This is a genomic window from Allomuricauda sp. F6463D (genome assembly GCF_023015965.1).
Taxonomy (GTDB): domain Bacteria; phylum Bacteroidota; class Bacteroidia; order Flavobacteriales; family Flavobacteriaceae; genus Flagellimonas.
This window is the reverse complement of record NZ_JALKAN010000001.1, coordinates 828,160-853,790: the sequence shown is the minus strand read 5'-3', so window position 1 is coordinate 853,790 and position 25,631 is coordinate 828,160. Positions and strand designations below refer to the sequence as shown.

22 protein-coding genes, 1 tRNA gene and 1 pseudogene are annotated in these 25,631 nt (G+C 41.3%); 10 read left to right on the top strand and 14 right to left on the bottom strand.

Features of this window, described 5'->3' with window-relative positions:
- Positions 1-74: 74 nt before the first annotated feature.
- From MWU56_RS03675 to MWU56_RS03655, 5 genes and pseudogenes are all read left to right on the top strand, one after another.
- Positions 75-986, top strand: coding sequence for a CHC2 zinc finger domain-containing protein (locus MWU56_RS03675; protein WP_247042372.1), 912 nt, complete (start codon positions 75-77; stop codon positions 984-986).
- A gap of 12 nt (positions 987-998) precedes the next feature.
- The gene (gene mbpA / locus MWU56_RS03670; RefSeq protein ID WP_247042371.1) at positions 999-1,328 is read left to right on the top strand and encodes a mobilization protein MbpA; all 330 of its coding nucleotides are present in this window, start codon (positions 999-1,001) and stop codon (positions 1,326-1,328) included.
- Entirely contained in the window at positions 1,325-2,194 is an 870-nt protein-coding gene (locus MWU56_RS03665; RefSeq protein WP_317236505.1) for a relaxase/mobilization nuclease domain-containing protein, read from the top strand. Before mbpA ends, MWU56_RS03665 begins: the two co-directional genes overlap by 4 nt.
- Positions 2,195-2,204: 10 nt before the next feature.
- Positions 2,205-2,660: pseudogene (locus MWU56_RS16605) on the top strand (DUF6730 family protein).
- A 400-nt stretch (positions 2,661-3,060) separates the two neighbouring features.
- Positions 3,061-4,446 carry a Fic family protein gene (locus MWU56_RS03655; RefSeq protein WP_247042368.1) on the top strand — a complete coding sequence of 462 codons (1,386 nt, stop codon included), beginning with the start codon at positions 3,061-3,063 and terminating at the stop codon, positions 4,444-4,446.
- 112 nt (positions 4,447-4,558) lie between these two features.
- Here the strand turns inward: MWU56_RS03655 and MWU56_RS03650 are convergent, their stop codons facing one another.
- The 3 genes from MWU56_RS03650 to MWU56_RS03640 form a co-directional block, all read right to left on the bottom strand.
- Entirely contained in the window at positions 4,559-4,798 is a 240-nt protein-coding gene (locus MWU56_RS03650; protein WP_247042367.1) for an addiction module protein, read from the bottom strand.
- A gap of 12 nt (positions 4,799-4,810) precedes the next feature.
- A complete protein-coding gene (locus tag MWU56_RS03645; protein ID WP_247042366.1) occupies positions 4,811-6,040 on the bottom strand; it encodes a site-specific integrase in 1,230 nt (409 codons plus the stop codon).
- A 251-nt stretch (positions 6,041-6,291) separates the two neighbouring features.
- Positions 6,292-6,376 (bottom strand) — tRNA-Ser (locus tag MWU56_RS03640).
- Between the two features lie 157 nt (positions 6,377-6,533).
- Here MWU56_RS03640 and MWU56_RS03635 point away from each other — a divergent pair.
- Together MWU56_RS03635 and MWU56_RS03630 are read left to right on the top strand one after the other, a co-directional pair.
- On the top strand, positions 6,534-7,286 hold the full coding sequence (locus tag MWU56_RS03635) for a sulfite exporter TauE/SafE family protein (protein ID WP_247042365.1): 753 nt from the start codon (positions 6,534-6,536) through the stop codon (positions 7,284-7,286).
- Positions 7,287-7,298: 12 nt separating this feature from the next.
- Positions 7,299-8,492: a DegT/DnrJ/EryC1/StrS family aminotransferase gene (locus MWU56_RS03630; RefSeq protein ID WP_247042363.1), complete on the top strand. Its 1,194-nt coding sequence runs from the start codon at positions 7,299-7,301 to the stop codon at positions 8,490-8,492.
- Between the two features lie 287 nt (positions 8,493-8,779).
- Here the strand turns inward: MWU56_RS03630 and ribB are convergent, their stop codons facing one another.
- The 11 genes from ribB to MWU56_RS03575 all read right to left on the bottom strand — a co-directional run bounded on the left by ribB (position 8,780) and on the right by MWU56_RS03575 (position 19,668).
- A complete protein-coding gene (ribB, locus tag MWU56_RS03625) occupies positions 8,780-9,919 on the bottom strand; it encodes a 3,4-dihydroxy-2-butanone-4-phosphate synthase (protein WP_247042361.1) in 1,140 nt (379 codons plus the stop codon).
- Positions 9,916-11,346 carry an LptF/LptG family permease gene (locus MWU56_RS03620; protein WP_247043695.1) on the bottom strand — a complete coding sequence of 477 codons (1,431 nt, stop codon included), beginning with the start codon at positions 11,344-11,346 and terminating at the stop codon, positions 9,916-9,918. The genes ribB and MWU56_RS03620 overlap by 4 nt, the downstream gene beginning before the upstream one ends.
- A 72-nt stretch (positions 11,347-11,418) precedes the next feature.
- A complete protein-coding gene (locus MWU56_RS03615; protein WP_247042359.1) occupies positions 11,419-12,063 on the bottom strand; it encodes a LolA family protein in 645 nt (214 codons plus the stop codon).
- A gap of 4 nt (positions 12,064-12,067) precedes the next feature.
- Positions 12,068-14,449, bottom strand: coding sequence for a DNA translocase FtsK (locus MWU56_RS03610; protein ID WP_247042357.1), 2,382 nt, complete (start codon positions 14,447-14,449; stop codon positions 12,068-12,070).
- 62 nt (positions 14,450-14,511) lie between these two features.
- Positions 14,512-14,877, bottom strand: coding sequence for a diacylglycerol kinase family protein (locus tag MWU56_RS03605; protein ID WP_247042355.1), 366 nt, complete (start codon positions 14,875-14,877; stop codon positions 14,512-14,514).
- The gene (gene tpx, locus MWU56_RS03600) at positions 14,870-15,376 is read right to left on the bottom strand and encodes a thiol peroxidase (RefSeq protein ID WP_247042354.1); all 507 of its coding nucleotides are present in this window, start codon (positions 15,374-15,376) and stop codon (positions 14,870-14,872) included. The genes MWU56_RS03605 and tpx overlap by 8 nt, the downstream gene beginning before the upstream one ends.
- A gap of 96 nt (positions 15,377-15,472) precedes the next feature.
- A complete protein-coding gene (locus MWU56_RS03595) occupies positions 15,473-15,730 on the bottom strand; it encodes a DUF6952 family protein (RefSeq protein ID WP_247042353.1) in 258 nt (85 codons plus the stop codon).
- Positions 15,711-16,025: a thioredoxin family protein gene (locus MWU56_RS03590; protein WP_247042352.1), complete on the bottom strand. Its 315-nt coding sequence runs from the start codon at positions 16,023-16,025 to the stop codon at positions 15,711-15,713. The genes MWU56_RS03595 and MWU56_RS03590 overlap by 20 nt, the downstream gene beginning before the upstream one ends.
- A 6-nt stretch (positions 16,026-16,031) precedes the next feature.
- Positions 16,032-16,676 (bottom strand): peroxiredoxin, encoded by a 645-nt coding sequence (locus MWU56_RS03585; RefSeq protein ID WP_247042348.1) that lies wholly within the window; start codon positions 16,674-16,676, stop codon positions 16,032-16,034.
- A gap of 208 nt (positions 16,677-16,884) precedes the next feature.
- Complete coding sequence (gene nhaC, locus MWU56_RS03580; RefSeq protein WP_247042346.1) at positions 16,885-18,375, bottom strand: Na+/H+ antiporter NhaC; 1,491 nt, start codon at positions 18,373-18,375, stop codon at positions 16,885-16,887.
- A gap of 72 nt (positions 18,376-18,447) precedes the next feature.
- Positions 18,448-19,668, bottom strand: coding sequence for an aminotransferase class I/II-fold pyridoxal phosphate-dependent enzyme (locus MWU56_RS03575; RefSeq protein ID WP_247042344.1), 1,221 nt, complete (start codon positions 19,666-19,668; stop codon positions 18,448-18,450).
- Between the two features lie 150 nt (positions 19,669-19,818).
- Here MWU56_RS03575 and MWU56_RS03570 point away from each other — a divergent pair, with 150 nt between their 5' ends.
- The 3 genes from MWU56_RS03570 to MWU56_RS03560 all read left to right on the top strand — a co-directional run bounded on the left by MWU56_RS03570 (position 19,819) and on the right by MWU56_RS03560 (position 24,623).
- Complete coding sequence (locus MWU56_RS03570; protein WP_247042342.1) at positions 19,819-20,277, top strand: Lrp/AsnC family transcriptional regulator; 459 nt, start codon at positions 19,819-19,821, stop codon at positions 20,275-20,277.
- Between the two features lie 331 nt (positions 20,278-20,608).
- Positions 20,609-22,084 (top strand): BspA family leucine-rich repeat surface protein, encoded by a 1,476-nt coding sequence (locus MWU56_RS03565; protein ID WP_247042340.1) that lies wholly within the window; start codon positions 20,609-20,611, stop codon positions 22,082-22,084.
- Positions 22,085-22,985: 901 nt separating this feature from the next.
- Positions 22,986-24,623 (top strand): BspA family leucine-rich repeat surface protein, encoded by a 1,638-nt coding sequence (locus tag MWU56_RS03560; RefSeq protein ID WP_247042339.1) that lies wholly within the window; start codon positions 22,986-22,988, stop codon positions 24,621-24,623.
- Positions 24,624-25,631 lie beyond the last annotated feature (1,008 nt).

Genomic DNA, 25,631 nt, shown 5'->3' with positions numbered 1-25,631 from the left:
TCTGACCTAGCTTGAAAACCCGCGTCATCATTGGGTTAGGTAGGAAGGTAGAAGAAATAACAAAACTTGAGACAATGAAAGAAAAAAATAGAAATACCATGGACTGCGAAAAAGCCCGCAACATTGACATCGTTTCCACGCTGGCCAAGTTGGGGCACTTTCCAGTCCGGAAAACGGAAAAAGAAGCTTGGTTCCTCAGCCCGTTCCGGAGCGAGACCCAAGCCTCTTTCAAGGTATCATTAAAGAAAAACTATTGGATAGACTTCGGGACCTTCGAAGGGGGCAGTACCATAGACCTGATCATGAAAATGGAGAACTGTTCCGTAAAGGAGGCGTTGGAACGACTATCAGGGAACATGGACCATTTTTCTTTTCATCGGCAACCCATTCCCAATGAAAAGGAAGAAGGTGAAAGCCAAATTGAAATCATCGAGGTAAAGGAAATCGAACACCGGGCCCTACAAAACTATCTAAGCTCCAGAAACATCTCGATCACAACAGCCAGAAAGCTGTGCAAGGAAATCCATTATAAAATCAGTGGTCGGTCATACTTTGCCATCGGACTCCAAAACAGGTCGGGAGGCTGGGAACTCAGGAATACATATTGGAAAGGGTCCAACACGCCAAAGGATGTTTCAATGATGGGGAACAGATCAAAGAAATTGGCCATTACCGAAGGCATGTTCGATATGCTTACCCTAATGGAACTGATACCAGAAATCGAGAACGACCATGATCTTTTGATATTGAACACCACGGCCTTTGTAAAAAGGATGATCACAGAGATAGGGGAATATGAAAATGTGGAACTTTTTCTTGATAGGGACAAAGCGGGTATGGCGATGACGGGACTTTTATTGGAAAAGTGCCCGAACAGTAGGGATATGTCCTCTCTCTATGTAGGATTCAAGGATATCAACGAATGGAAGGCAAAAAGCACGAAGGATGAAGTTCGGCAACGAATTCAAGATGTGTCATTGTCATGACAAATCTTGCTTTTGCTCCCGAAGGTCGCAAAAGTTGATGGGAAAATGAAGAAAGAGTTCGTCCAGTTCCGCTGCTCGGTCTACGAGAAGAAACTGCTGAAGGTAAAGGCCCGAAAGAGCGGTCTTTCCGTCAGTGAATACTGTCGCCGAGCTGCATTCGAAGACCGGATCGTGGAGCGGATGACGGACGAACAGATAGAGGCCTATAAGCTATTGGTCAAATACCAACGAAATTTTAGGCTGATTACCAATATGTTCAGAAAGCGGAACCCCAGGTTGGCCGAGGAAACGGCCCAGCTGGCAAAAGAGATAAGACAACATCTTTTAAATTTCAAGAAATGATAGGAATGGGAAAGTCCATATCGCATACCGCAGCCTCGATGAGCTATGGGATGAACCAGGAGAAAGGATCGGAGATCATCCACAGCCAATATCTGGCCGGGGAGACACCAAGGGAGATCACCGAGGAGTTCAAGGTCATCCAAGAACAGAACGAGCTGTGCCGGAAGAACACACTGAGCTTTGTGCTCAGTCCCACCATAGAGGACGGGAGGAAACTGGAAAGCGAACGGCTCAAGGAAATGACCGAAAGGTTCCTCAAAGAGATGAACCTCAAGCAGCACCAGGCCGTTGCCTTTGTCCATAGGGACAAGGAACATGTACATGTCCATCTGTATGCCAACCGGATAAACTTTCAGGGAAAAGCCTACAATGACAGTTTCATCGGAAAGCGGAGCCAACAAGTGGCGGAACGGGTGGCCAAACAAATGGACCTGACCACGGTAAAGGAGGTACAACAGGAAAAACTGTACCGGATGCAACATGTCCGATCGGAAATACAGAAGATCCATGAAAAGGTCATGGCCAGGGACCGCCCAAGGGATTTTGACCAGTACATCAAATCCATGGGGCAAAACAATGTAAAGGTCATCCCGAGCATCAACAGGCAGAACAAGCTACAGGGTTTCCGTTTTGAGTACAAGGGAACCAACCTAAAGGGAAGCGAAGTGCACCGGTCCATGTCCATGGGCAGGATCGCCCGTCAAATGAACTTTGAAAAGAGCATGGCACAACGAATCGCCAAGGACAGGAGCATGCAGCTTTTGGGCCGGACAGTGAATATCCCAACAAGCCTGACCCAGACCATCATAAAGAAGACCATCAAGCTGGCCATAAAAGTGGTCAGGGACACTGGAATAGGAATCTAAACAAAAGATCATGGCAAAACTGGACGAGATAGCGGAACTGTTGACCGAGGAGATCAACGGGTTTGAGAAGAGTATAGACCGTTTGGAAAAGGTGCATGAAAATTTGTAAAACCATCCATTAAAGGCAGATACCAGCGAATTAAATGCTCTTTTAAAAGAGTATGGCAACAACCAAAAAAACAACATTGAGGAACAACAAAGACTGATGGAAAGGATTCTTCATAAAGTAGAGCGGTCCGTTCTCTTGCCCAGTTGGGCCATAAAACTTACTTGGGGGTTGTTGGTCACGGTCCTGTTGGTCCTTGGATTTTCAATCTATCAGGTGTCAAGGATGTCCAAGAAAGAAGAGGCTGCATATATAAAAGGTCAGGATGATGCCATTGAACACTACAGGACATTCTTTGCGGATAGCCCAGGGGCAAAGGAACTCTACCAAGAATGGCTGGAGGTAGAAGGCAAAAAGTAGGACAGCGCCCTATCCTATTTTTGCTATACGCTTTTCTTTCCGAACTGCTACAAAAATAGGATAGGATCCGAGCGCTGAAGTTGGGGTAAGGGATTTGGGGACAAGTGGTCTCCCCATAAACCTTAGCCCCCACATAATAACTACTTTAATCAGACTTAGAATTGAAATCCAATTTTGTGAATACCTCCGGGGGATGGCTGTTGTTTTGTAATAAATAATCCTCGGAGCAAGCCCACGAGGTATTCAACGGAACAATATGTTATCATTTTTTAAAAAACCATCCGTTTTTCAAACATTTCCTTTACTACACCCGAGGCAGAGCCTTGGGGAATTCTATTGATTAAAACATATACCCTAGTAGGTGTATATAAAAGATTATTTTTACATCAAATCACTGATAATGTCTGAAACAAACAGAATAGAATACAAAGAAAAATTAACCAGAGACCTGGATTTGGAAAAGGAAGTGATTGCTTTCCTCAATTATTTGGAAGGCGGGTTAATTTACTTAGGCATTGATAAGCAAGGGAAAGTACTTGGTGTAGATGATATTGACAGTGATATGCTTAAAATCAAAGACCGTATCAAAAACAATATTGCTCCTTCGGCCATGGGTTTATTTGATGTAGTGGCTGAAGAACGTGACGGTAAAGACATTATCAAGATTATTGTTGCCGGTGGAAGTGAAAAGCCCTATTTCAAAAAGAAATACGGCATGACCGAAAAAGGCTGTTTTATTCGTGTAGGCACAGCGGCCGAACCCATGCCGCAAGCTATGATTGATAAACTTTTCGCCAGCCGTACCCGTAATTCAATAGGAAAAATAAAATCGCATCGTCAGGACTTAAGTTTTGAGCAGCTACATATCTATTATCAGGAGAATGGTAAACCTCTTAACAAACAGTTTAAAAAGAATCTAGAACTACTTACCGAAGACGGTTTCCTTAACTATGCAGCCTACCTTTTAGCAGATGTGAACAATGTATCTATTAAAGTTGCTAAATATAAAGGCCTAGATCGGGTAGACCTTCTTGAAAATAATGAATATGGATATTGCTCGCTCATTAAGGCCACAAAAAGTGTACTGGATAAAATTGCAGTAGAAAATACAACTTTTGCGACCATTACATCAAAAGAACGTATTGAGCGAAAGTTATGGAATCCTGTAGCCTTGCGTGAAGCTATATATAATGCCATAGTACATAACGACTACACCCGAGAAGTACCACCTAAGTTTGAAATATTTGACGACAGGATTGAAATAACATCTGCCGGTTCCTTACCGGACGGACTTAGCAAAGAAGATTTTTTTGAAGGCGTTTCTATGCCGAGGAATAAGGAGCTAATGCGTATATACAGGGATTTGGATTTGGTAGAGCAACTGGGCTCTGGCGTTCCACGGATTTTAAAGAGTTACGGAAAGGAATGTTTCCGGTTTATGGATAACTTTACCAGAATGACTTTTCCTTCTTCTGAAAAAATCACCGAACAAGTTACCGAACAAGTTACCGAACAAGTTACCGAACAAGTTACCGAACAAGTTACCGAACAAGTTACCGAACAAGTTACCGAACAAGTTACAAAATTACTTTCTGTAATGGGTAGGGATGAAACTACAACGGCAGAATTAATGACAAAGTTAGACATGAGGCATCGTCCAACATTTTTATATAATTATTTACAGCCGGCACTTGATGCAAAATTGATTGAAATGACAATCCCGGATAAACCGAAAAGCAGTAAGCAACGATATAGGTTAACGGAAAAGGGAAAACAGATTAAGTGACTTTAATGGTGATTTTATTAATTTCTATTTGAATATGACCTATCAGTCAAAAAATGAACAAGATATTACCGGCTTAAAAAACCGCACTAATTTTTTGTTTCCCATTTGTGCTTCATACCTTGTTAACCCCTGTGAAATAAGGAAATTTACATAATGCATCAGGGGTTTTTCCGGAAACCCCTTTGTTAAGGCCATATTTCTTGTGCAGCCCAGATTTTAGGATTTTCCAATCTTTTCCGGCTTCTGGATCAGCTATGTGGTCGGCCAAACGCTGATCGAGCAATTTTCGGTGCTCTAACGAAATTTCTGGATTCTCTTCTTCCTGATATGTTTCTACAAGGGCCAATATCAAGGGGCAAAAGGTTTAAGCGTTTTTTGACTTGATCTTTTCTTGAAAGCTCAATTTCTTTTTTAACAATTGCATATCTTCACTGACCTTTCGGTTCAATATTTTTGCATAATGTTGCGTAGTTCGGAGTGATTTGTGCCCCAGCATCTTGCTTACAGACTCAATGGAGACGCCATTGGAAAGTGTCACGGTGGTCGCAAAAGTATGTCTGGCCAAATGAGTGGTCAGGTGTTTATTGATTCCGCTTAGATCCGCTATTTCCTTTAAATAGGCATTCATTTTTTGATTGGTCAATACGGGTAGCACCTTTTTATCTACAAGTAAGGGGCTATGCTCGTATTTTTCAAGAATCAACAAGGCAGTGGGTAGGACAGGAATATTGCTTTTTGTCTTTGTCTTGGTACGTTTGGTGTTGATCCATAAATCTCCGTCAATCCCTATCACAAAATCGTCATGTGTCAATTTTTTCACATCCGCATAGGCCAATCCGGTAAAGCAACAGAAAACAAAACAATCCCTTACATGCTCTAACCGTTCATTTGTAAAAGGATGATTCATTAGTCGTTGAAGCTCTTCATCAGTCAGGAATTCTCGTTCTACAGTTTTTAATCGGGCTTTCCAATTGGCAAAGGGGTCTGTTTTGATCCAGCCATTTGCATAAGCGATCCTTATGATTTTTTTAAAGTTCACCACATATTTGATGGCCGTGTTATGGCTGCACTTTCTTTTTGTCTTTAGATAATATTCAAAACCTGAAATAAATGAATGATCTACATCTACGACAGGAATATCTTTCTTTCGAAGTTCGATCTGTAAATATTCGGCCAGATGACTTTTTGCTGTTTTGTAACGTTCTGCTGTACCAGGAGCAAAATCTTTCCCAACTAATTTTTCAACCCTGTCATTGTGCTCTTGAAAGATTTCCAATAACATTTTTGAGGGCTTATCCACACCTAGGTAAGAATTTTTAAGTGACACAGCAGTCAATGGTCGGCCCTTGTCTTTCAATTTATCCGCATGCCGAAACAGGTCGGTCCGTATTTTCATTAATTGCGAATTCAGTTGACGTACTTCTTGCGAGAACCCTAACACCTTTCCATTGGTGGCATCCCAAGTGTTGGGATAAATTTTGCGGCCAGTGCTGAATTCGGAACGCTTTCCATTTACCGTGATTCTGATGTATATCATTGCCCGGCCTACTTTGTCGGTTTTGTGCTTTTTGATGTAGAATAAGAGAGATAACATAAAAGGGACACCTATTTTAACATTATTTGCCTTGAAATTAGTAAAAAAATATTAAAAAATAATCCCTGTAATATGTTGATTAACAATATTTTAAATGATATTAGGTGTCCCTTTTTGGTGAGATTGCAGGTGACACCGAATTGGGCACCTATTAGGATGATATTAAATGATATCATTTGATATCAAAAAAAATAAAAACCCTGTAAATCAATAATTTACAGGGTTTCTTGTTTTGAGATGATGTCTCTCAGCGGAGGAAGAGGGATTCGAACCCCCGGAGGTGTGACCCTCAACAGTTTTCAAGACTGCCGCATTCGACCACTCTGCCATTCCTCCTAAGCGGGTGCAAATATAGAAAGCTTTTTTTTATCCCAAAAGACCTTTTTTAATTTATTATTGGTTTATAGGTTCAATACCAAAAAATATCCCTTCAAATTACAAAGATCACAAAATTGAGTATGTTCGTTCAAAACATTGGTTATACCTTTGCACAATGCTAGAATGGTACCACTATTTGCTCTTGGTGGCTGTAGGTTTTGCAGTTGGATTTATTAACACTGTAGCAGGAGGAGGTTCCCTGCTGTCCTTACCCACACTTATCTTTTTGGGATTGCCGCCCGCCATGGCCAATGGTACCAATCGTGTAGCTATTGTGGTTCAGAACGTTATGGCAACCGCAGGGTTTAAGAGCAAGGGAATCAGTACTTATCCTTTTAATATTTATTTGGGGATTTCTGCTTTTTTGGGGGCTATTATCGGTGCATATATTGCAGTGGATATTGATGATGAAACCTTCAATAGAATTTTGGCTATAGTGATGATGGCCGTGGTGCTCATCATTATTTTTAAACCTAAAATGAGGGTAGATGACATACAGGAACGACTAACGGGAAAATACCTGTGGATTGCCATTGTTGTTTTCTTCTTTTTTGGAATTTATGGTGGCTTTATCAATGCTGGTCTCGGGTTTTTAACAATACTATTTTTGCATTATTTTAATCATATGAGTTTGGTAAGGTCCAATGCGACCAAGGTTGTAGTGGTTTTGATATATATGCTGGCAGCATTGGCCGTATTTGCCTTTAACGATAAGGTAGATTGGAAATTAGGCCTAGTGCTGGCTATAGGAAATGGCTCGGGCGCATGGTTTGCCAGTAGATTTTCCGTTAGTAAAGGAGATGGCTTTATAAAAACATTTTTAGTGGTTGCCGTAACTATTATGGCCATAAAACTATGGTTCTTTTAAAATAAAACAAGTATGCCTGGATTTGAACTATTTGGGGACAAGGAAAGAAAAGAAGTGCAAGATGTAATGGATTCTGGAGTCCTGATGCGCTATGGGTTCGATGCCATGCGAAATGGACATTGGAAAACCAAGGAGCTGGAAACCGCTTTGGCAGAAAGAATGCAGACCAATCATGCCCATGCAGTGAGCAGTGGAACCGCTGCATTGACTATTGCCTTGGCAAGTGCAGGTATTGGGGCAGGAGATGAAGTAATAATGCCCACTTTTACCTTTGTTGCCAGTTTTGAATCCATTTTGGCATTGGGTGCAGTACCCGTTTTGGTGGATATTGATGATACATTGACGTTGAAACCGGAGGCCGTGGTAAACGCGATAACCTCAAAAACCAAAGTGGTGATGCCTGTACACATGTGTGGCTCTATGGCCAATTTGGAAGCATTGAAAGCCATTTGTGATCAACATGGACTATTGTTGTTGGAAGATGCTTGTCAAGCCATTGGTGGGACTTATATGGGCAAGCCATTGGGCAGTATTGGGGATTTGGGTTGCTTCTCTTTTGATTATGTAAAGACCATAACGTGTGGAGAAGGCGGCGCCGTCATCACCAATAACGAAGATTATTATGAAAATGCCCATAAATATTCCGACCACGGGCACGATCATATGGGTAACAATAGGGGAGCGGAGGAGCATCCATTTTTAGGGTATAATTTCCGTATTTCCGAGATGAATTCAGCAGTAGGGGTGGCACAACTTTCTCGTTTGGATGAATTTATTGTCATTCAGAAAAAAAACTATACCATTTTAAGGGAGGCTTTGTCCGCCATTCCAGAAATCGTTTTTAGAACTGTACCAGATGGGGGAGAGGAGAACTATTCGTTTCTAAGTTTCTTCCTACCTTCGGAAAACTTGGCCCAAAAAGCACACCAAGCCTTAAGTGATAAAGGAGTAGATGGATGTTTTTATTGGTACAATAACAATTGGCACTATTACAAAAAGTGGGAACATTTGACCAATATGAAGTCGTTGGGAAATCTTCCAAAAGATGTAAAGGAGGCATTGCCCGATTACAATAAAGCTGATTTCTCCGAATCCGATAAATGGATATCCAGAAACATTTCTTGCTTGATTAAATTGGGTTGGTCCGAAAAAGAGGTTACTGAACGTGCCAAGAAAATGGTGGAAGCTATTAAATCATCTTTATAATAGACGCCTGACCTAATCGAAAGGGATTGGTTCACAGACAAAGGATCAATGGAAAAGGGTAAAAGGTATTGGTGCTAATTGTATGAATCCCCATGAAGCTATATGATATTACGAACTAATCAGCGAAAGCATGAGAAATCTCTAAGTGGCTAAGCAAATAGTTGACACGAATTTCTAGAAATCTCTTTTCGTCATGCTGAACTCATCAAACATGGATTCCAGTCGTCACAGGAATGACAGAATAACCAAATTGCACCTAAATTTGAAATTTGATTTGAGCTTTTCTATCAATAGTTCACATACTCCACAATCTCAAGACCGTATCCCACCATACCCACGCGTCTAGTTTGACCGGAATTGGTCAACAATCTAATCTTGGAGATATTGATATCATGGAGAATTTGTGCGCCAATACCAAAATCTTTCGTATCCATATCAATTTTGGGTGCTTTATTGATTCCTTCTGCCTGTAGTTTTTTAAACTCGGCCAATCTGCCCAATAAATTCATGGATTGATTTTCTTGACTTATAAAAATCATGGCGCTGTTTTCTTCCGCGTTCAAAGCGTCGAACATGCGCTGTAAGGATTCATCTGGATTGTTGGTCAAAGTGCCCAACATATCGTTGTTCACCAAAGTGGAATTTATACGTGTCAATACAGGTTCCCCACTTTTCCAATTTCCTTTGAGCAAAGCAATATGGACTTGATTGTTTGTGGTTTGTTTGTAGGCACGTAATCTAAATTCCCCAAACCTTGTATTGATGGTGAAAGCTTCCTTTAACTCGATCAGACTATCATGTTCCATACGATAGGCTATCAAATCCTCAATGGAAACAATTTTAAGATCAAACTTTTTAGCTACTTTAAGGAGTTGGGGCAATCGGGCCATGGAACCATCTTCGTTCATAATTTCCACAATCACTCCTGCAGGCTCCAGTCCGGCCAATCGTGCAAAGTCAATGGCTGCCTCGGTATGCCCTGTGCGGCGAAGTACACCACCTTCTTTTGCAATTAATGGGAAAATATGGCCTGGTCTTGCCAATTCGTGGGGTTTTATAGCTTTATCTGTAAGCGCCAAAACAGTTTTTGCCCTGTCGGCAGCAGAAATACCAGTGGTTACACCATTCCCTCTTAAATCTACGGAAACCGTAAAGGCTGTTTCCAGTGGGTCGGTGTTATGGGTTACCATTTTGTGGAGTCCCAAATCTTTGCATCGTCCTTCGGTAAGGGGTGCGCAGATAAGACCACGACCATGGGTGGCCATAAAATTAACCGTCTCCGGAGTAATCAGTTCGGCAGCGGCCAAAAAATCACCTTCGTTCTCCCTGTTCTCATCATCTACCACAATAATTACCTTGCCCTGTCTTATATCGGCAATGGCATCCTCGATAGCGTTCAGTTGTACTTTTTTATCCTTGGTGATCATTGTTCCTCTGCGTCTTTATCTTTCTTTTTAAAAATTGATTTGATACGATCTATAAAATGTCCAAATCCTACTAATCCTTTATCTGCGGTGGCCCTTCTAGTGAGCGATATGCCCAAGGGCAACATAATCAATGTGGGTAGCCAAGCCCCGATGGCAGGGTGTATGTTTCCCTCTTTGGCATAGTTCCCTGCAAAGACTCCAATAAAATAATAGGTCAAAAATAGCATTATGGCCACAACCATAGGCAATCCCAGCCCACCTTTTCTAATTATGGCTCCCAAAGGTGCTCCTACAAAGAATAAAATAATACACGATAATGCAAGTGCATACTTTTGATGTAGCGACAAAATATGGCTGTTATAGAATTTGTATCTGCTTTGTAGCTCGTTCTTTTTGGATTTTACCGTGTTCAAGATACTGGTAACCTCGTTCTGGGCTTTTTTCATCACCTGAACTTGTTCCCATTTTTCCAAGCTCCCTATAAAATCATCTATGGTTTGTATTGTATCCAGCCTGTTTTCATTAGACTCTTCAGGTTCAATTAGTTGTAGGTTTTTAAGTGTACTGTCCCTTGGGGATTTAAAAGGAAAAGCACCCATTCGGTTGACCACGTTTTTGGAGAATGCTTCTACTTTTTCGAGATTGTTTTCACGAAGAGAGTCGATGTCCTTGATGAGCCTACCAACATTCTTCATCTTGTTGGTCGTAATGTTTTGGTCTTCTTCCAAATCATGGTCATTAAGCTCGGAAATATCTATGTTAATGGTATACGTCTCAAAATTGGATTTGGCAAAAGGTTGTTTTCTACGCTCTTTGGCATCTTTGGGCATCACATCTTCATAGTAGTTGCCATCTTTTAATACCAATTGAATAATGTCCGATGCCTCACTACTGATCAATTCACCAGATTTGGCCTTGATTACGGTATTGTTTATGTTCTGAGCTGTTTTTTTATGGATGATGACGTTGTCCAAGAAGCGATCTTGATCCCCGTGTTTTTTGTCCACTTTAATATTCATTCCTTCACCGGTTCCTTCAAAATCACTAAAGACACCTTCAGTAATTGCGGCGGCCGGTTTCACCTTGGCTATATTTCGCCTCAGGTTGAACATTTTTTGTTCGGATTTCGGAATTACATTGTTGGCAAAAAAGAAAGTGACCACTCCTAAGAAAAGTACAAATATGATTAGGCTGCGCATACCCCGCTGTAACGAAATACCCGACGCTTTCATGGCAGCAAACTCGTAATTTTCTGCAAAGGCACCAAAGGTAAGGATAGAGGATAGGAGTACGGTAAGCGGCAACACCTTGTCCACAAGTGTGGGGATAAAGTAAAAAATAAACTTGCCAATAATGACCATGCCCAGCCCTTTTCCCGCCAAATCATCTATAAAAAGCCATATTCCCTGAAAAATGAATATGACGATCAAAATGAAAAAGGAACTGAAGAAGTTGTATAAAAATCTTCTTAGTATATACTGATCAAGTATTTTCAATGCCTAGTTTCTTATGATATAGTACCCTTTATCCTCGTACTTTTTCTCGTCAAAGGTAAAAAGAGTGCTCGATATGGGCTGATTGGTTTTGAAAGAATTAACGGTAATGGTTGTTTTGGTTCCATTAAGACCTGTTTGGATCAGCTTATAAATATGTTTGGTCTGTGTATCGATTCCCAACAACACGGATTTGATCTCGGTATTGGAGTCAATTGGAATCAACTTTACATATTGAATTTTTCTGCCTCCCACATTTTGAAGAATGTCCCATTGGTAGTTATGCCCCGTTTTGTAAAAGGTCAACATTTTGGATGGGCTCACATTATCATTGTCTTCGTTGACATCTTCAATGGTAACTTCTTCGTTTTCGGGAACCACGGTGTACACTTGGTTGCCATCGTACATTTGTATGGCCCCAAAATAGTTGAGCAGGTATTTTTCACCATCCAAGGTAACGTTACCATTGGTTTCTTGTTTTAAGCCCGCCTCTGTGTTTTCCAGGGAGGACTGAAAATCAATATATATGTTGTCATAGCTCTGAACCTTATTGTACACCTCGTCCAAAAGTGCTTTGGCTTTATCGGAGCTTTGCCCGTAGGAAATTCCAAATGCAAATAATGTTAGTAATAGAATGCTTTTCTTGATCATGATTTTATTTTGCTTCATTTTCTAATAGTTGTTCCAAAGAATACATATCGGGGACCAAAACTTGTCTTGCTTTGCTTCCTTCAAACGGCCCCACTATTCCTGCGGCCTCAAGTTGATCTATAATCCGACCAGCTCTATTGTATCCTAGTTTTAATTTACGTTGAATCAGGGAGGCTGAACCTTGTTGGGCGGTCACAATTACCTCTGCGGCATCCCTAAACATGGCATCCCTGTCCGCAATATCATTATCAAGACTTGTGCCAGATTCTTCCCCTACATACTCTGGTAGTAGGTGTGCTTCTGGGTAGGCGCGTTGAGAACCAATATAATCGGTGATTTTTGCTACTTCCGGAGTGTCCACAAAGGCACATTGCAGTCTTGTTACATCGTTTCCTTGCGTGAAAAGCATATCTCCTCGACCGATTAACTGGTCGGCGCCCTGAGCATCCAATATAGTTCTGGAATCTATTTTTGATGTTACCCTAAATGCTATCCTGGCAGGAAAGTTCGCTTTTATGATACCGGTAATTACGTTTACCGAAGGTCTTTGGGTAGCAACTATTAAATGAATGCCAATGGCACGTGCCAATTGTGCCAATCTGGCAATGGGTGTTTCCACTTCCTTGCCCGCTGTCATTATCAAGTCTGCAAATTCATCAATAACCAATACAATATAGGGTAGGAATTTGTGCCCGTCGTTCGGATTCAATTTTCTGGCCTTAAATTTTGTATTGTATTCTTTCACATTACGAACCATGGCCGATTTCAACAGCTCATAGCGATTGTCCATTTCAATGCAAAGAGAATTTAATGTGTTTATAACCTTTGCATTATCTGTGATGATGGCCTCATCGGAATCCGGTAGTTTGGCCAAAAAGTGACGTTCTATCTTATTGTATAAAGTCAATTCCACTTTTTTGGGATCAACAAAAATAAATTTGACCTCTGCGGGATGTTTTTTGTAGAGTAGGGAGGTGATAACGGCATTTAAACCAACAGATTTACCTTGACCAGTGGCACCGGCCATAAGCATGTGCGGCATTTTGGCAAGATCTACCACAAAAGTTTCGTTGCTGATGGTTTTTCCGAAAGCGATGGGCAATTCCATTTCTGCTTGTTGGAATTTGTTGGATGCGATTACGGAGCGCATGGAAACTATAGTCGCATTTTTGTTCGGCACCTCAATACCTACCGTTCCTTTTCCTGGAATAGGAGCAATAATACGAATGCCCAACGCTGCAAGGGACAGCGCAATATCATCTTCTAAGTTTTTAATTTTTGAGATACGGATTCCTGCTTCGGGAACAATTTCGTAAAGTGTTACCGTAGGGCCAATTGTCGCTTTGATCTGTGCGATCCCTATTTTGTAGTTTTTTAGGGTACTTACAATTCTATTTTTATTTTCTTCAAGCTCTTCTTGGTTTATGGTAATTCCTTTGGAAGCACCATGGGCATCCAAGAGATCCAAGGTTGGGAATTTATAGTTGCCCAATTCCAGTTTGGGGTCGAATTCGCCAAAATCCTTCACCAATTTGGCAGCCTTTACATTAGTTTCTTCCTCTATGGGTGTTTCTTCAACCTTTAGGTCAAGATCAGATTCTTCCTCTTCTGGAATATTAACATCAAGTCCCGCTTCGTCCAAAGGTGGAATGTCTTTTTTGTGGGTATAGGTGTCAATTTTTTCGGGAACTATATCTTCCATACTCAGTTCAATGCTCCCATCTTCATCTTTAAGGGAGGTTCCGGTAGTTTCGGTTACTGGTTTTTCTTCAAAATCAGATTTGATTTTTTGCTTTTGACGGCGGAAGAAATCGACGAAACCTTCGGGTGTAAAATTGAACAATTGCACCAAGATTACCATCAAAACAAATAACAGAATCAAGAACACCCCTATTTTGCCGGTATAATCTTGGAGAAAATCATTCATTTCATAACCAATAAGTCCACCGAGCAGTGGAAAATCGGCAGCAAAAAAGCCAAGGGCAACGGAGCCCCAGATTGCGCCAACCAAACCCCATACCCATTTGGAAGCAAGTCGTTTGCCATCTAGCCCCAAAAAAAGATATAGCCCAGTAACAGCCAATAGAAATGGAAAAACAAAGGAAGCCAAGCCAAACCCTTGGTACATAAAAAAATGGCTCACACTCGCCCCAAACTTATTCAGCAAGTTACTAGCTTCGGAGTTACGGTCTGCAAATTGGGTAAGCATGCTCTGATCTTCCTGCCATGTGAAATAAAAAGACGTGAAGGAGAAGAAAAGCGCAATGCTGAGAACTATCAAAAGACTGCCAATAATAATCTTATTCTGCTTAGAAAGCTTAAAAGACACCTTTTTTGGGGCAGTGGCAGTTCTTTTTGATTTTGATTTTGTTCTTTTTTTGGCCATCAATAATTTTTAAGCGGGGCTAAGTTACAAATTTACGTTGCTACACGCGGTCTTGGATTTTGCTATAGGATTTTGGGCACATAGATAATTAAGCCAATTATGCTAGCAATGACCGATACTATCATAACGGCTCCTGCGGAAATATCTTTTATCAAACCAATTTTAGGATCCAATTTGGGTTGCATATAGTCACAAACTTTTTCAATGGCGGTATTCACCCCTTCAATTCCCATTACCATCCCAATGGCGAAAAGTTGGAGTATCCATTCGATATTTGAAATTTTGAAATAAAATCCCAATATCGTGACCATCAAGGCGATCGCGAACTGGATTTTTATGCTTGGTTCGGTCCGTAGTAAAAGGAACATGCCCTTTAGGGCATATCCAACACTTTTTATCCTATTCTGTAAAAAAGATTCCTTAGGCATCCATCAATGCTTCAAGGGCGGCTTTATAATTGGGTTCGTCCACGGTTTCCGAAACTTGTTCGGAATACACTACTTGTCCATTTTCGTTCACCACTACCACAGATCGGGATAACAATCCCTCAAGCGGACCATCGGTAAATTCCACATTATAGGATTTTCCAAAGTTTCCATTCTTAAAATCGGAGAGCGTCTCAACTTTATCTATGCCCTCGGCACCACAGAAGCGAGCTTGGGCGAACGGCAGGTCTTTGGAAATACACAATATTTTGGTGTTGTCCAATGCTGCCGCTTCTTGATTGAACTGGCGCACGGATTGGGCACAGGTACCCGTATCTATACTCGGAAAAATATTGAGAACCACCTTATGCCCTTTATAGTTGGAAAGAGTAGTGGTGGAAAGGTCAGTTTTTACCAGTGTGAAATCTGGAGCGGATGATCCATTATCTGGAAGATTTCCCAGAGTATGAATTTCATTTCCTTTTAAAGTAACGGTTGCCATAATCATAGTTTTGATTCGAAATCAAAAATACTAAAAAAACCTTCCCGAAGTGTGTTACGAGAAGGTTCTTAATTTATTGTTTGCTTACAATATTTGTTACTTGTCTATGGAGCCGAGCACTCTTGACATAAAACCGTTAAGGGCTTCTTTTTTTGGAGTCCCGTTATTGATTTCGTTGGACACTTCGATGGCACCATAGATATTGGAAATCAACTCTCCGATCATATCCAGTTCTTCGTCTTTTAAACTGGAAACTTCACAAATACTTTCCAAGGTATCCGCAGTTTCCTGCAAATAGTCCTCGTCGTGCTCTTCGGCAAAATTGACCAGTTGTTTAATTATGGGCAACTTCATTGATCAAGTCTTTTAAAACATCATATTTATTGGTCTGCACCTGATTTTTTAAAGAACCATTGGAAAAAGCAGCAAAAGTAGGCAGGTTGTCCACGTTTGCCAATTTTCTGGATTCCGGAAATTTTTCGGCATCGACCATCACAAATTTTATGTTCTCGTTCAAAGAAGCTTCCTTTTTGAACTTTGGTTTCATTATCCTGCAGTTTCCGCACCACGATGCACTGAACTGCACCACCACATTGTCATTTTCTTCAATGACTTGGCTTAAGTTGTCTTGATTTAATTCTTCCACCATGATGAATTAGTTTACATGGTTGGACAAATATTCAGAAACACCCGCTCTATCCGCGTTCATTGCTTCTTTCCCTTCTTCCCAGTTTGCGGGACAAACTTCACCTTTTTCTTGAACGTGCGTGTAAGCATCCACCAAACGCAAGAATTCCTTCACGTTTCTACCCAATGGCATGTGATTTATGCTTTCGTGGAACACTGTTCCTTCCTCATCAATCAAATAAGTGGCTCTGTATGTTACATTATCTCCTTCCAATACAATAGAATCGGTCTCTTCATTGTAGTCTTCCTTCATAATATCCAAAATGCCCAAGGCAGTTGCCAAGTTCCTGTTACTGTCAGAAACAAGAGGGTAAGAAACACCTTCAATACCACCGTTGTCCTTCTCTGTGTTCAACCATGCAAAATGTACTTCGGCAGTATCACAAGAAGCACCGATAACAATAGTGTTTCTCTTTTCAAATTCACTTAAGTTTTGTTGAAAAGCGAAAAGCTCCGTAGGACATACAAAAGTGAAATCTTTTGGGTACCAGAAAAGTAAAACTTTCTTGTTTTCTGCTTTGGCTTTCTCTAAAATGTTGATTTTGAATGTATCGCCTAATTCGTCGATGGCGTTTACTTCAATGTTGGGGAATTTTCTTCCTACTAATGTCATTATAATGGATTTTTATATATTTCGTATAGCAAAAATAGTAAGGATATGTGGCTTTTTCTGGCTAAGAAATTAGTTTTTCTTATGGTTGGATAGGTGGTGACTATGCCACAAAAAAAGCAAGGCCTTTGTTACGATAATTACAAACTTGAACTTCAAAAATCATTAAATTTTCAATGAAGCAGGTTTCATCGAATAAAGGCATAAAAATTTATTCGGAATTGCTTGTGGCGAGTTGTTTGAGCTTAATTCTGAAGGCAGCAAATAACAAGGTCATTATAGGGCTCAGCCAATTGAATACTGCATAAAGGGCATATTCCCCAACACCAACACCCAAGACACTACTGTGATAGGCGCCGCAGGTATTCCAAGGTACCAGCACAGAGGTTACAGTGCCCGAATCTTCCAATGTTCGGCTCAAGTTTTCTGGCGCCAGACCACGTTCTTCATATGCTTTGGAAAACATTTTTCCGGGGACTACAATGGCTAAATACTGGTCCGAAGCGGTAATGTTCAAAGCCAAACAACTCCCAACAGTACTGGCGAACAGCCCAAAAGTTGTTTTGGCCAGCTTTAAAAGTGATTCTGTAATACGTTCCAACGCTCCTATACCATCCATAATTCCACCAAATACCATGGCGCAAACAATTAGCCAAATAGTACCTAGCATGCCCGCCATTCCGCCAGAGGAAAAAAGATCGTTCAGTGCTGGATCATCCGTAGCAATGGAAGTATCCACCGTTATGGCGTTTAAGATTCCCTTGTACCCCGACTCAAAACTTAAACCAGTACCGCCACCAATATTGGCAACAATATCCGGTTGAAATATAAGCGCGAAAACACCTCCCAACAAAGTCCCGATCAATAGTGCCATCAATGGAGGGGCTTTTTTGATAATTAAACCGATCACGACCAAAGGCACCAAAAACAACCATCCGTTTATATTGAAGGTTGAACCGATATTGTTTAGCAGCGAACTTGTATCTGCCACTCCGGATGTATCAATAGTGAATCCTAGAATAATAAATACAATTAAGGCCACTATGATTGTTGGAATTGTGGTATAGGTCATATACCGTATGTGGGTGAACAAGTCGCCACCTGCCATGGCAGGAGCCAAGTTGGTGGTGTCGCTCAGGGGAGACATTTTGTCGCCGAAATAAGCTCCTGAAAGTACGGCTCCAGCTGTCATTCCCAAAGAGATGCCCAAGGCGTCACCAATACCGATCAATGCAATACCCACGGTAGCCGCTGTAGTCCAACTACTTCCCGTAGCAATGGAGATAATGGCGCAAATAATTACACTGGCAGCCAAAAATATAGTAGGATTCAAAATTTGAAGGCCGTAATAGATCATAGCGGGGATAATTCCACTTACCAACCAAGTACCAGAAAGTGCACCGACCATTAAAAGAATAAGCAAAGCTCCGGTGGTCGACTTAACGTTTTCGGCCACTTCTGCAATCATTTTTTTGTAGGAAACCTTATTAAAAATACCAACAATAGCAGCTACGGCACCACCCATCAATAAAATAAACTGGTTGGAACCACTTAAGGCATCATCCCCAAAAACATAAACATTGTAGGCCAACATAATTACCAATGCAAATACTGGTATCAGCGCTTCGGCAATGGTTAAATCCTTATTTTCTACAATATGCTCATCTTCCCTAAATTTTGGTTTTTCCTTTTTGTTTGGCATTTGGTATGGGTTTGTTAAGAGGTAATATTACGATTTTGAACCTTGCTATGCAACCCTCTTGTACATACTCTTTTAGGCCAAACTTGTGCTGGGCGACAAAATATCAAGTCTCTCCATACAACTCCTCATGCTGATATATGTTTTGTGGATATCGTTGTCCAAACCAATGGAAAAACGGATAAGTCCTTGGGAAAGACCAAGCTCTTTTTGCTCTTCTTCTGGGATTTCGGAAGAGGTAGACGTTCCCGGCGCACTGAAAAGGGTCTTATAAAAGCCAAGGCTTACCGCTAAATAACCCAGTTTTTCTTTTTGCATGAGCTCCATTAGCGCATTGGCTCTTTCCAAGGAACCAACATCGAGGGTGAGCATGCCCCCAAACCCATATTCGTGGTTCATTTGGGATTTTATCAGACGGTGTCCCGAATGGCTTTCCAGACCAGGATACACTACCTTTAAGCCGTCTTTTTCGAACTGCTTGGCCAAATAATGGGCATTTTCGCTGTGTTTCTTGATTCGAATATGCAGTGTGCGCATATTTTTTAAAATGGAGGCCGCTCGCAGACTGTCCAATGTACTGCCCAAGAGCATGCCCGCTCCATTGTTTACGTCTTTTAGGCTTAGGCAAAAATCCGTGGTTCCGCACACGGCCCCAGCTACACAATCGCTACTGCCATTGATGAATTTGGTAAGGCTGTGCACCACAATATCCGCTCCCAGTTGCGCCGCATTAATGGTCAAGGGCGAAAAAGTGTTATCCACAACCAAGGGCATTTTGTTCTTTTTGGTGATCTTGGAAAGTGAGGTTATGTCTGCTACTTCCAACAAAGGATTGCTAATGGCTTCGCAATACACCATTTTGGTTTTGGGCGTGATGGATTTCTCGACCGTTTCCAGATCGGTGATGTCAATAAACGAAACGGAGATATTGAATTTTTTCACAAAGTTTTTCAGAAAGGCATAGGTTCCCCCGTAGATGGTCCTGCTACAGACAATATGATCCCCGGAATCACATAATTGAAGAATTACCGCGGTTATCCCGCCCATTCCGCTGGCATAGACATTTGCAGATTCTGTTCCCTCCAGTTGTGCCATGGCTTCACCTAAATATAAGTTGGAAGGGGAGGAGTGCCGGCTGTACAAATAACAACCTTCGGTGTTCCCTTCAAACGTATCGAACATGGTTTTTGCTGAAATAAAAGTATAGGTTGATGAATCTGATATAGAAGGGTTTACACCTCCGTATTCACCAAAATATTGAAGATCCTGAATGTGTTCTGATGCTTTATAATCCATAATGTACCGTTTTGAATAAAAATAAGAATACACAGAACTAAAATCAATAGGGATGTTATAAAATGGATTATTTGTCATTATTTATTTAATAATTAGGAATTTATTCCATAATAATCGAGTTTAGTGGTTATGGTTAGAAAAAACGTCGGAATGAAACTGGATAAAATAGATATTGAACTGATACGGTTGCTGCAAGAAGACTGCAAAAAAACCACACAACAATACGCCAATGCTTTGCATTTGTCCAAAACAGCGGTTTATGAACGCATTCGCCGCTTGGAGCGCAACGGAGTGATTACCCAATACACGGCCTTGGTGGACAAGGTAAAAGTTGGGCGCGATTTTATGGTACTTTGCCAGATACGCTTGGTGCAGCACACCAAAGAGAACGTCTTAAAATTTGAACGCGAAGTTTTGCAATTGCAAGAGGTATCCGAATGCTTTCACGTTGGTGGTGACTACGATTATATTTTAAAGATTTATGTGGAAGATATGAAGAGCTATCGCGAGTTTATGGTCACCAAACTCACCGCTATTGCCAATATTGGCAACACCCAAAGTTCTTTTGTGATCAATGAGGTAAAGAACAGCCCATCCGTGCATATTTAAAAGGCAGAAGTCAGGGGGCAATAATCAATAATCAGTAAGCAGTATACAATAACCAGTAGGCAGTAATCAGTATGCAGTATGCAGTAAACAGTAGTCGGTAATCAGTTACCATCAACCAACAACCAACAACGAATAACCCTTCACCCAACATCTAACTTCATATTTCAAACTGCGAACTGCGAACTGCGAACTGCAACCTGCCTACCGCAAACTCCCCGTCAACCCAAACCACCCATCCATCAATTCAAATCACTCATTGGTCAATTAGCAGGTTGTTAAATCCTTGAATTATAAGAACTTGTTCCTTAAAATTATATTAAAAAAATTGATTATGAAGATTAGAAATCTATTTAGCGTCATATTCGCATTTGTTTTACTATCGTCCTGTAGCAAAGATGACGGACCCAGTGTTCCGAGCAACAAGGCACCTACGATGGCAGATCAGGTCTTTCAAGTGGTTGAAACCATCACCGATGCCGAAACAATAGGCAAGGTAGTGGCCGTCGACGCCGACAAAGATACACTGACGTTCAGTATCACCACCAACGACAGCGACCTGTTCAGCATTACCAAAGAAGGAATTTTGAGCTTGGCCACAGGGAAGAACCTTAATTTTAGCAATGCAGTTTCCCATACAATTACCGTAAAGGTGAGCGACGGAGAGGAAGATGCCTCCGCCACGATTACCATAAAGGTGGGCGATATAAGCATGGCCCCCGTATTTGGAGAAGAGAGTTATGCCTTTGAAGCATCGGAGGACATATCCGATACCGATGTTATCGGCACGGTAACTGCCACCGATGGGGATGGGGACACATTGGAGTACTCCCTTACCACCAACGACAATGACCAGTTCCAGATAAATGCCGAAGGGGAACTGAGCCTTGCCGATGGTAAGGAGCTGGACTTTGAGGCAGCAGAGGAGCATGTGCTGACCGTAACGGTGACGGATGGCACCGAATCCGTGGATGCAACGGTGACCATTACGGTAATCAAATTAAACATGTTCGAGGACCCGGCATCCTTTATCACAACATGGGAAGTGCCCGAGAATAATTTTGAATTGGAGATAGGCACCAATGATAATTTTGATTACGACTTCACCATCAACTGGGGGGACGGTACCATTGAACAATTGGCCGACTTGCAAAACCCGACACATGTTTACGAAACAGCGGGCACCTATACCGTGGCCATACAAGGTTTTTTTCCGTCAATTAAGATGCAGGACAATGCTTCCAAAATTGCTTTTAAGAGCATTGATCAATGGGGCGCTATTATGTGGAACAGTTTTAATTTTGCATTTACAGGGTGCGTAAACATGGAATACCACGCCACGGACGAGCCCGATCTCTCCTTGGTGTCCGATTTATCAGGGATGTTCTATAATGCCAAGTCTTTTAATGGAGATATCAGTAGCTGGGATGTGAGTACTGTTACCAATATCTCTTTTGTGTTCTATTTAGCCGAAGCCTTTAATATTGATATCAGTGGTTGGGATGTGGGCAATGTAACTGATATGTCATTTATGTTCAATTTAGCTACTTCCTTCAATCAAAATCTTGGGGCATGGAATATAGGCAGCATCACTGATATGTCGTTCATGTTTGACGAATCAGGTCTAAGCCCGCAAAATTTCACTGCCACTTTGGTGGGATGGGAAGCTGCGGACAACACACCAAATGATATTACTTTAGGAGCGGATAATATCCAACTTTGTGATGTGGATGGCGTACCTGCTTACGATAGCTTGGACAATAATTATAATTGGAGCATTAACTATGAAGGAACAACAAACTGTAATTAAAGACTAGCGCTTTTTAATTTGACTGTAGAGCCTTCCGTGCAAACGGGGGGCTTTTTTGTATTGATGCAATTAACAATAATCAATTAACAATAAACAATTAACAATTAACAATTTCCATTAACCATTAACCAACGAGCAGTAGGCAGTACTCAGTTGGCAGTAATCAGTAGTTTAACTTCGTACATCTGACTTCGTACTTCCAACCACCAACCACCAACCATCAACCACCAACCATTGACCATTAACCAGTAGACAGTAATCAGCAACGCTCAGGAAAATAAAAGAAAGCGTCATTTCGATATGAAAAGCGCAGTATTGATTGAGAAATCTCCTAAAAAACTAATGTTAAGTTCAAGGGGAAAGTCCTATTGGAGCCATTCTGTGAAATTCGTGTCAAAACCTATTATTCGTTATCCCCGTCCAAAAAAGATTTCTCACGCTCTCGCTAATCGGTTCGAAATGACATGTGTTGATTAGAGTAATTGGAGCAATTCGTGTCGGAACAATATACGATTAGCAATAAACAATAAACAATCAGCAATGAACATTAACTAGTAAGCAGTAAGCAGTACTCAGTTGGCAGTAATCAGTAGTTTAACTTCGTACATCTGACTTCGTACTTCCAACCACCAACCATTGACCATTGACCATTAACCAACGAGCAGTAGGCAGTACTCAGTTGGCAGTAATCAGTAGTTTAACTTCGTACATCTGACTTCGTACTTCCAACCACCAACCAGTAGTCTAACATCTAACATCTCACATCTAGCATCTAAATATCCCCCGTCAATTAAAAAGTAACATCCATCAACTTAAACAGCGCAGGGATAAGATCGTCCACATAATTTTTTTTGAAATGTTCCATCTTGCCAAGATACTAGTATATAAAAAGATTTAAATCATGAGAAAATTACCGAACAAATTAGGAACAATAATAATGGCCCTGGTCCTGTTATGGTCCTGTGGCAAGGACGATGGGCCAAGCGTTGCGAGCAACGAGGCACCTACGATGGCAGATCAGGTCTTTCAAGTGGATGAAACCATCACCGACGCCGAAACCATAGGCAAGGTAGCGGCCGCGGACGCCGACGAAGATGTACTTACATTCAGCATCATCACCAACGACAGTGACCTGTTCAGCATTACCAAAGAAGGGGTTTTGAGTTTGGCCACAGGGAAGAGCCTTGATTTTAGCAATGCCGTTTCCCATAAAATTACCGTAAAGGTGAGCGACGGAGAGGAAGATGCCTCCGCCACGATTACCATAAACGTGGGCGATATAAACGAGGTCCCCGTGTTTGGAGAAGAGAGCTACGCCTTTGAAGCATTGGAGGACATATCCGATACCGATGCAATCGGCACGGTAACTGCCACCGATGGGGATGGGGATACATTGGAGTACACCCTTACCACCAACGATAACGACCTGTTCGAGATAAATGCCGAAGGGGAACTGAGCCTTGCCGATGGAAAGGAGCTGGACTTTGAGACCGCAGAAGAACATGTGCTGACCGTAACAGTGACCGATGGCACCGAATCCGTGGATGCAACGATAACGATCACAGTAGCCAATGTCATTGAAAGTATGTTCGAGGACCCGGCATCCTTTATCACCACATGGGAGGTGCCCGAGAACAATTTTATATTGGAGATAGGCACCAATGATAATTTTGATTACGACTTCACCATTGACTGGGGGGACGGTACCATTGAACAGTTGGTCGATCTACAAGACCCGACACATGTTTACGAAACAGCGGGCACTTATACCGTGGCCATACAAGGTTTTTTTCCGTCAATTAAGATGCAGGACAATGCTTCCAGAATTGCTTTAAAGAGCATTGATCAATGGGGCGCTATCGTATGGCAAACTTTCAACTATGCATTTTTAGAATGTGTAAACATGGAATACCTTGCCACAGATGTGCCGGACCTCTCCCAGGTATCCGATTTGACAGGGATGTTTTTTGGGGCCGAATCCTTTAATGGGGATATCAGCAGTTGGGATGTGAGCAATGTTACTGATATGCCTGGAGTGTTCTATAGTGCCAATTCTTTTAATGGAGATATCAGCAGTTGGGATGTGAGCAATGTTATCAATATGACAGGGATGTTTTATAATGCCGAATCCTTTAATGGGGATATCAGCAGTTGGGATGTGAGCAATGTTACCGATCTGGACGATATGTTCAATACTGCCAGTTCTTTTAATGGGGATATCAGCAGTTGGGACGTCAGCAGTGTTACCGTTATGTCACGGATGTTCAATAAGGCCACTTCCTTTGATCAAAATCTTGGAGCATGGTATATAAACAGTGTCGCCACTATGAAAGATATGTTTGATGGTTCCGGACTGTCCCCACAAAATTTCACTGCCACATTGGTGGGATGGGAAGCTGCGGACAACACTCCAGATAATATTACTTTAGGGGCGGAGAATATTCAACTTTGTAGTCCTGAAGTTCTATCTGCTTATGCTAGTTTGATCAATAACCACAATTGGGATATTGATTTTGATGGTATAGTAATCTGCAATTAAAAGACAAGCGTTTTATTCCAAATGAAACTATAGAGCCTTCCGTGCAAACGGGGGGCTTTTTTGTATTGATGCAATTAGCGCTAAACAATTGACAATAAACAATAAGCAATTTCCATTAATCATTAATCATTAATCAACGAGCAGTAGGCAGTACTCAGTAGGCAGTACTCAGTAGTTTAACTTCGTACATCTGACTTCGTACTTCCAACCACCAACCACCAACCACCAACCATTGACCATTGACCATTAGCCATTAACCAACGAGCAGTAGGCAGTACTCAGTTGGCAGTACTCAGTAGTTTAACTTCGTACATCTGACTTCGTACTTCCAACCACCAACCATTGCCAGTAACCATTAACCAGTAATCAGCAACGCTCAGGAAAACAAAACAAAGCGTCATTTCGATATGAAAAGCGCAGCATTGATTGAGAAATCTCCTAAAAAACTAATGTTAAGTTCAAGGGGGAAGTCCTATTGGAGCCATTCTGTGAAATTCGTGTCAAAACCCATTATTCGTTATCCCCGTCCAAAAAAGATTTCTCACGCTCTCGCTGATCGGTTCGAAATGACATGTGTTGATTAGAGTAATTGGAGCAATTCGTGTCGGAACAATATACGATTAGCAATAAACAATAAACAATAAACAATCAGCAATGAACATTAACTAGTAAGCAGTAAGCAGTAAGCAGTAAGCAGTAAGCAGTAAGCAGTAAGCAGTACTCAGTTGGCAGTAATCAGTAGTCTAACTTCGTACATCTGACTTCCAACTTCCAACCATCAACCATCAACCATCAACCAGTAGTCTAAAATCTAACATCTCACATCTCACATCTAGCATCTAGCATCTAAATATCCCCCGTCAATTAAAAAGTAGCATCCATCAACTTAAACAGCGCAGGGATAAGATCGTCCACATAATTTTTTTTGAAATGTCCCATCTTGCCAAGATACTAGTATATAAAAAGATTTAAATCATGAGAAAATTACCGAACAAATTAGGAACAATA

Coding starts and splice junctions, on each gene's coding strand:
- MWU56_RS03675 (WP_247042372.1), top strand. CDS start 75: ATGAAAGAAAAAAATAGAAATACCATGGACTGCGAAAAAGCCCGCAAC.
- MWU56_RS03665 (WP_317236505.1), top strand. CDS start 1,325: ATGATAGGAATGGGAAAGTCCATATCGCATACCGCAGCCTCGATGAGC.
- MWU56_RS03655 (WP_247042368.1), top strand. CDS start 3,061: ATGTCTGAAACAAACAGAATAGAATACAAAGAAAAATTAACCAGAGAC.
- MWU56_RS03645 (WP_247042366.1), bottom strand. CDS start 6,040: ATGTTATCTCTCTTATTCTACATCAAAAAGCACAAAACCGACAAAGTA.
- MWU56_RS03635 (WP_247042365.1), top strand. CDS start 6,534: ATGCTAGAATGGTACCACTATTTGCTCTTGGTGGCTGTAGGTTTTGCA.
- MWU56_RS03630 (WP_247042363.1), top strand. CDS start 7,299: ATGCCTGGATTTGAACTATTTGGGGACAAGGAAAGAAAAGAAGTGCAA.
- ribB (WP_247042361.1), bottom strand. CDS start 9,919: ATGATCACCAAGGATAAAAAAGTACAACTGAACGCTATCGAGGATGCC.
- MWU56_RS03615 (WP_247042359.1), bottom strand. CDS start 12,063: ATGATCAAGAAAAGCATTCTATTACTAACATTATTTGCATTTGGAATT.
- MWU56_RS03610 (WP_247042357.1), bottom strand. CDS start 14,449: ATGGCCAAAAAAAGAACAAAATCAAAATCAAAAAGAACTGCCACTGCC.
- MWU56_RS03605 (WP_247042355.1), bottom strand. CDS start 14,877: ATGCCTAAGGAATCTTTTTTACAGAATAGGATAAAAAGTGTTGGATAT.
- tpx (WP_247042354.1), bottom strand. CDS start 15,376: ATGGCAACCGTTACTTTAAAAGGAAATGAAATTCATACTCTGGGAAAT.
- MWU56_RS03595 (WP_247042353.1), bottom strand. CDS start 15,730: ATGAAGTTGCCCATAATTAAACAACTGGTCAATTTTGCCGAAGAGCAC.
- MWU56_RS03590 (WP_247042352.1), bottom strand. CDS start 16,025: ATGGTGGAAGAATTAAATCAAGACAACTTAAGCCAAGTCATTGAAGAA.
- MWU56_RS03585 (WP_247042348.1), bottom strand. CDS start 16,676: ATGACATTAGTAGGAAGAAAATTCCCCAACATTGAAGTAAACGCCATC.
- nhaC (WP_247042346.1), bottom strand. CDS start 18,375: ATGCCAAACAAAAAGGAAAAACCAAAATTTAGGGAAGATGAGCATATT.
- MWU56_RS03575 (WP_247042344.1), bottom strand. CDS start 19,668: ATGGATTATAAAGCATCAGAACACATTCAGGATCTTCAATATTTTGGT.
- MWU56_RS03570 (WP_247042342.1), top strand. CDS start 19,819: ATGAAACTGGATAAAATAGATATTGAACTGATACGGTTGCTGCAAGAA.
- MWU56_RS03565 (WP_247042340.1), top strand. CDS start 20,609: ATGAAGATTAGAAATCTATTTAGCGTCATATTCGCATTTGTTTTACTA.
- MWU56_RS03560 (WP_247042339.1), top strand. CDS start 22,986: ATGAGAAAATTACCGAACAAATTAGGAACAATAATAATGGCCCTGGTC.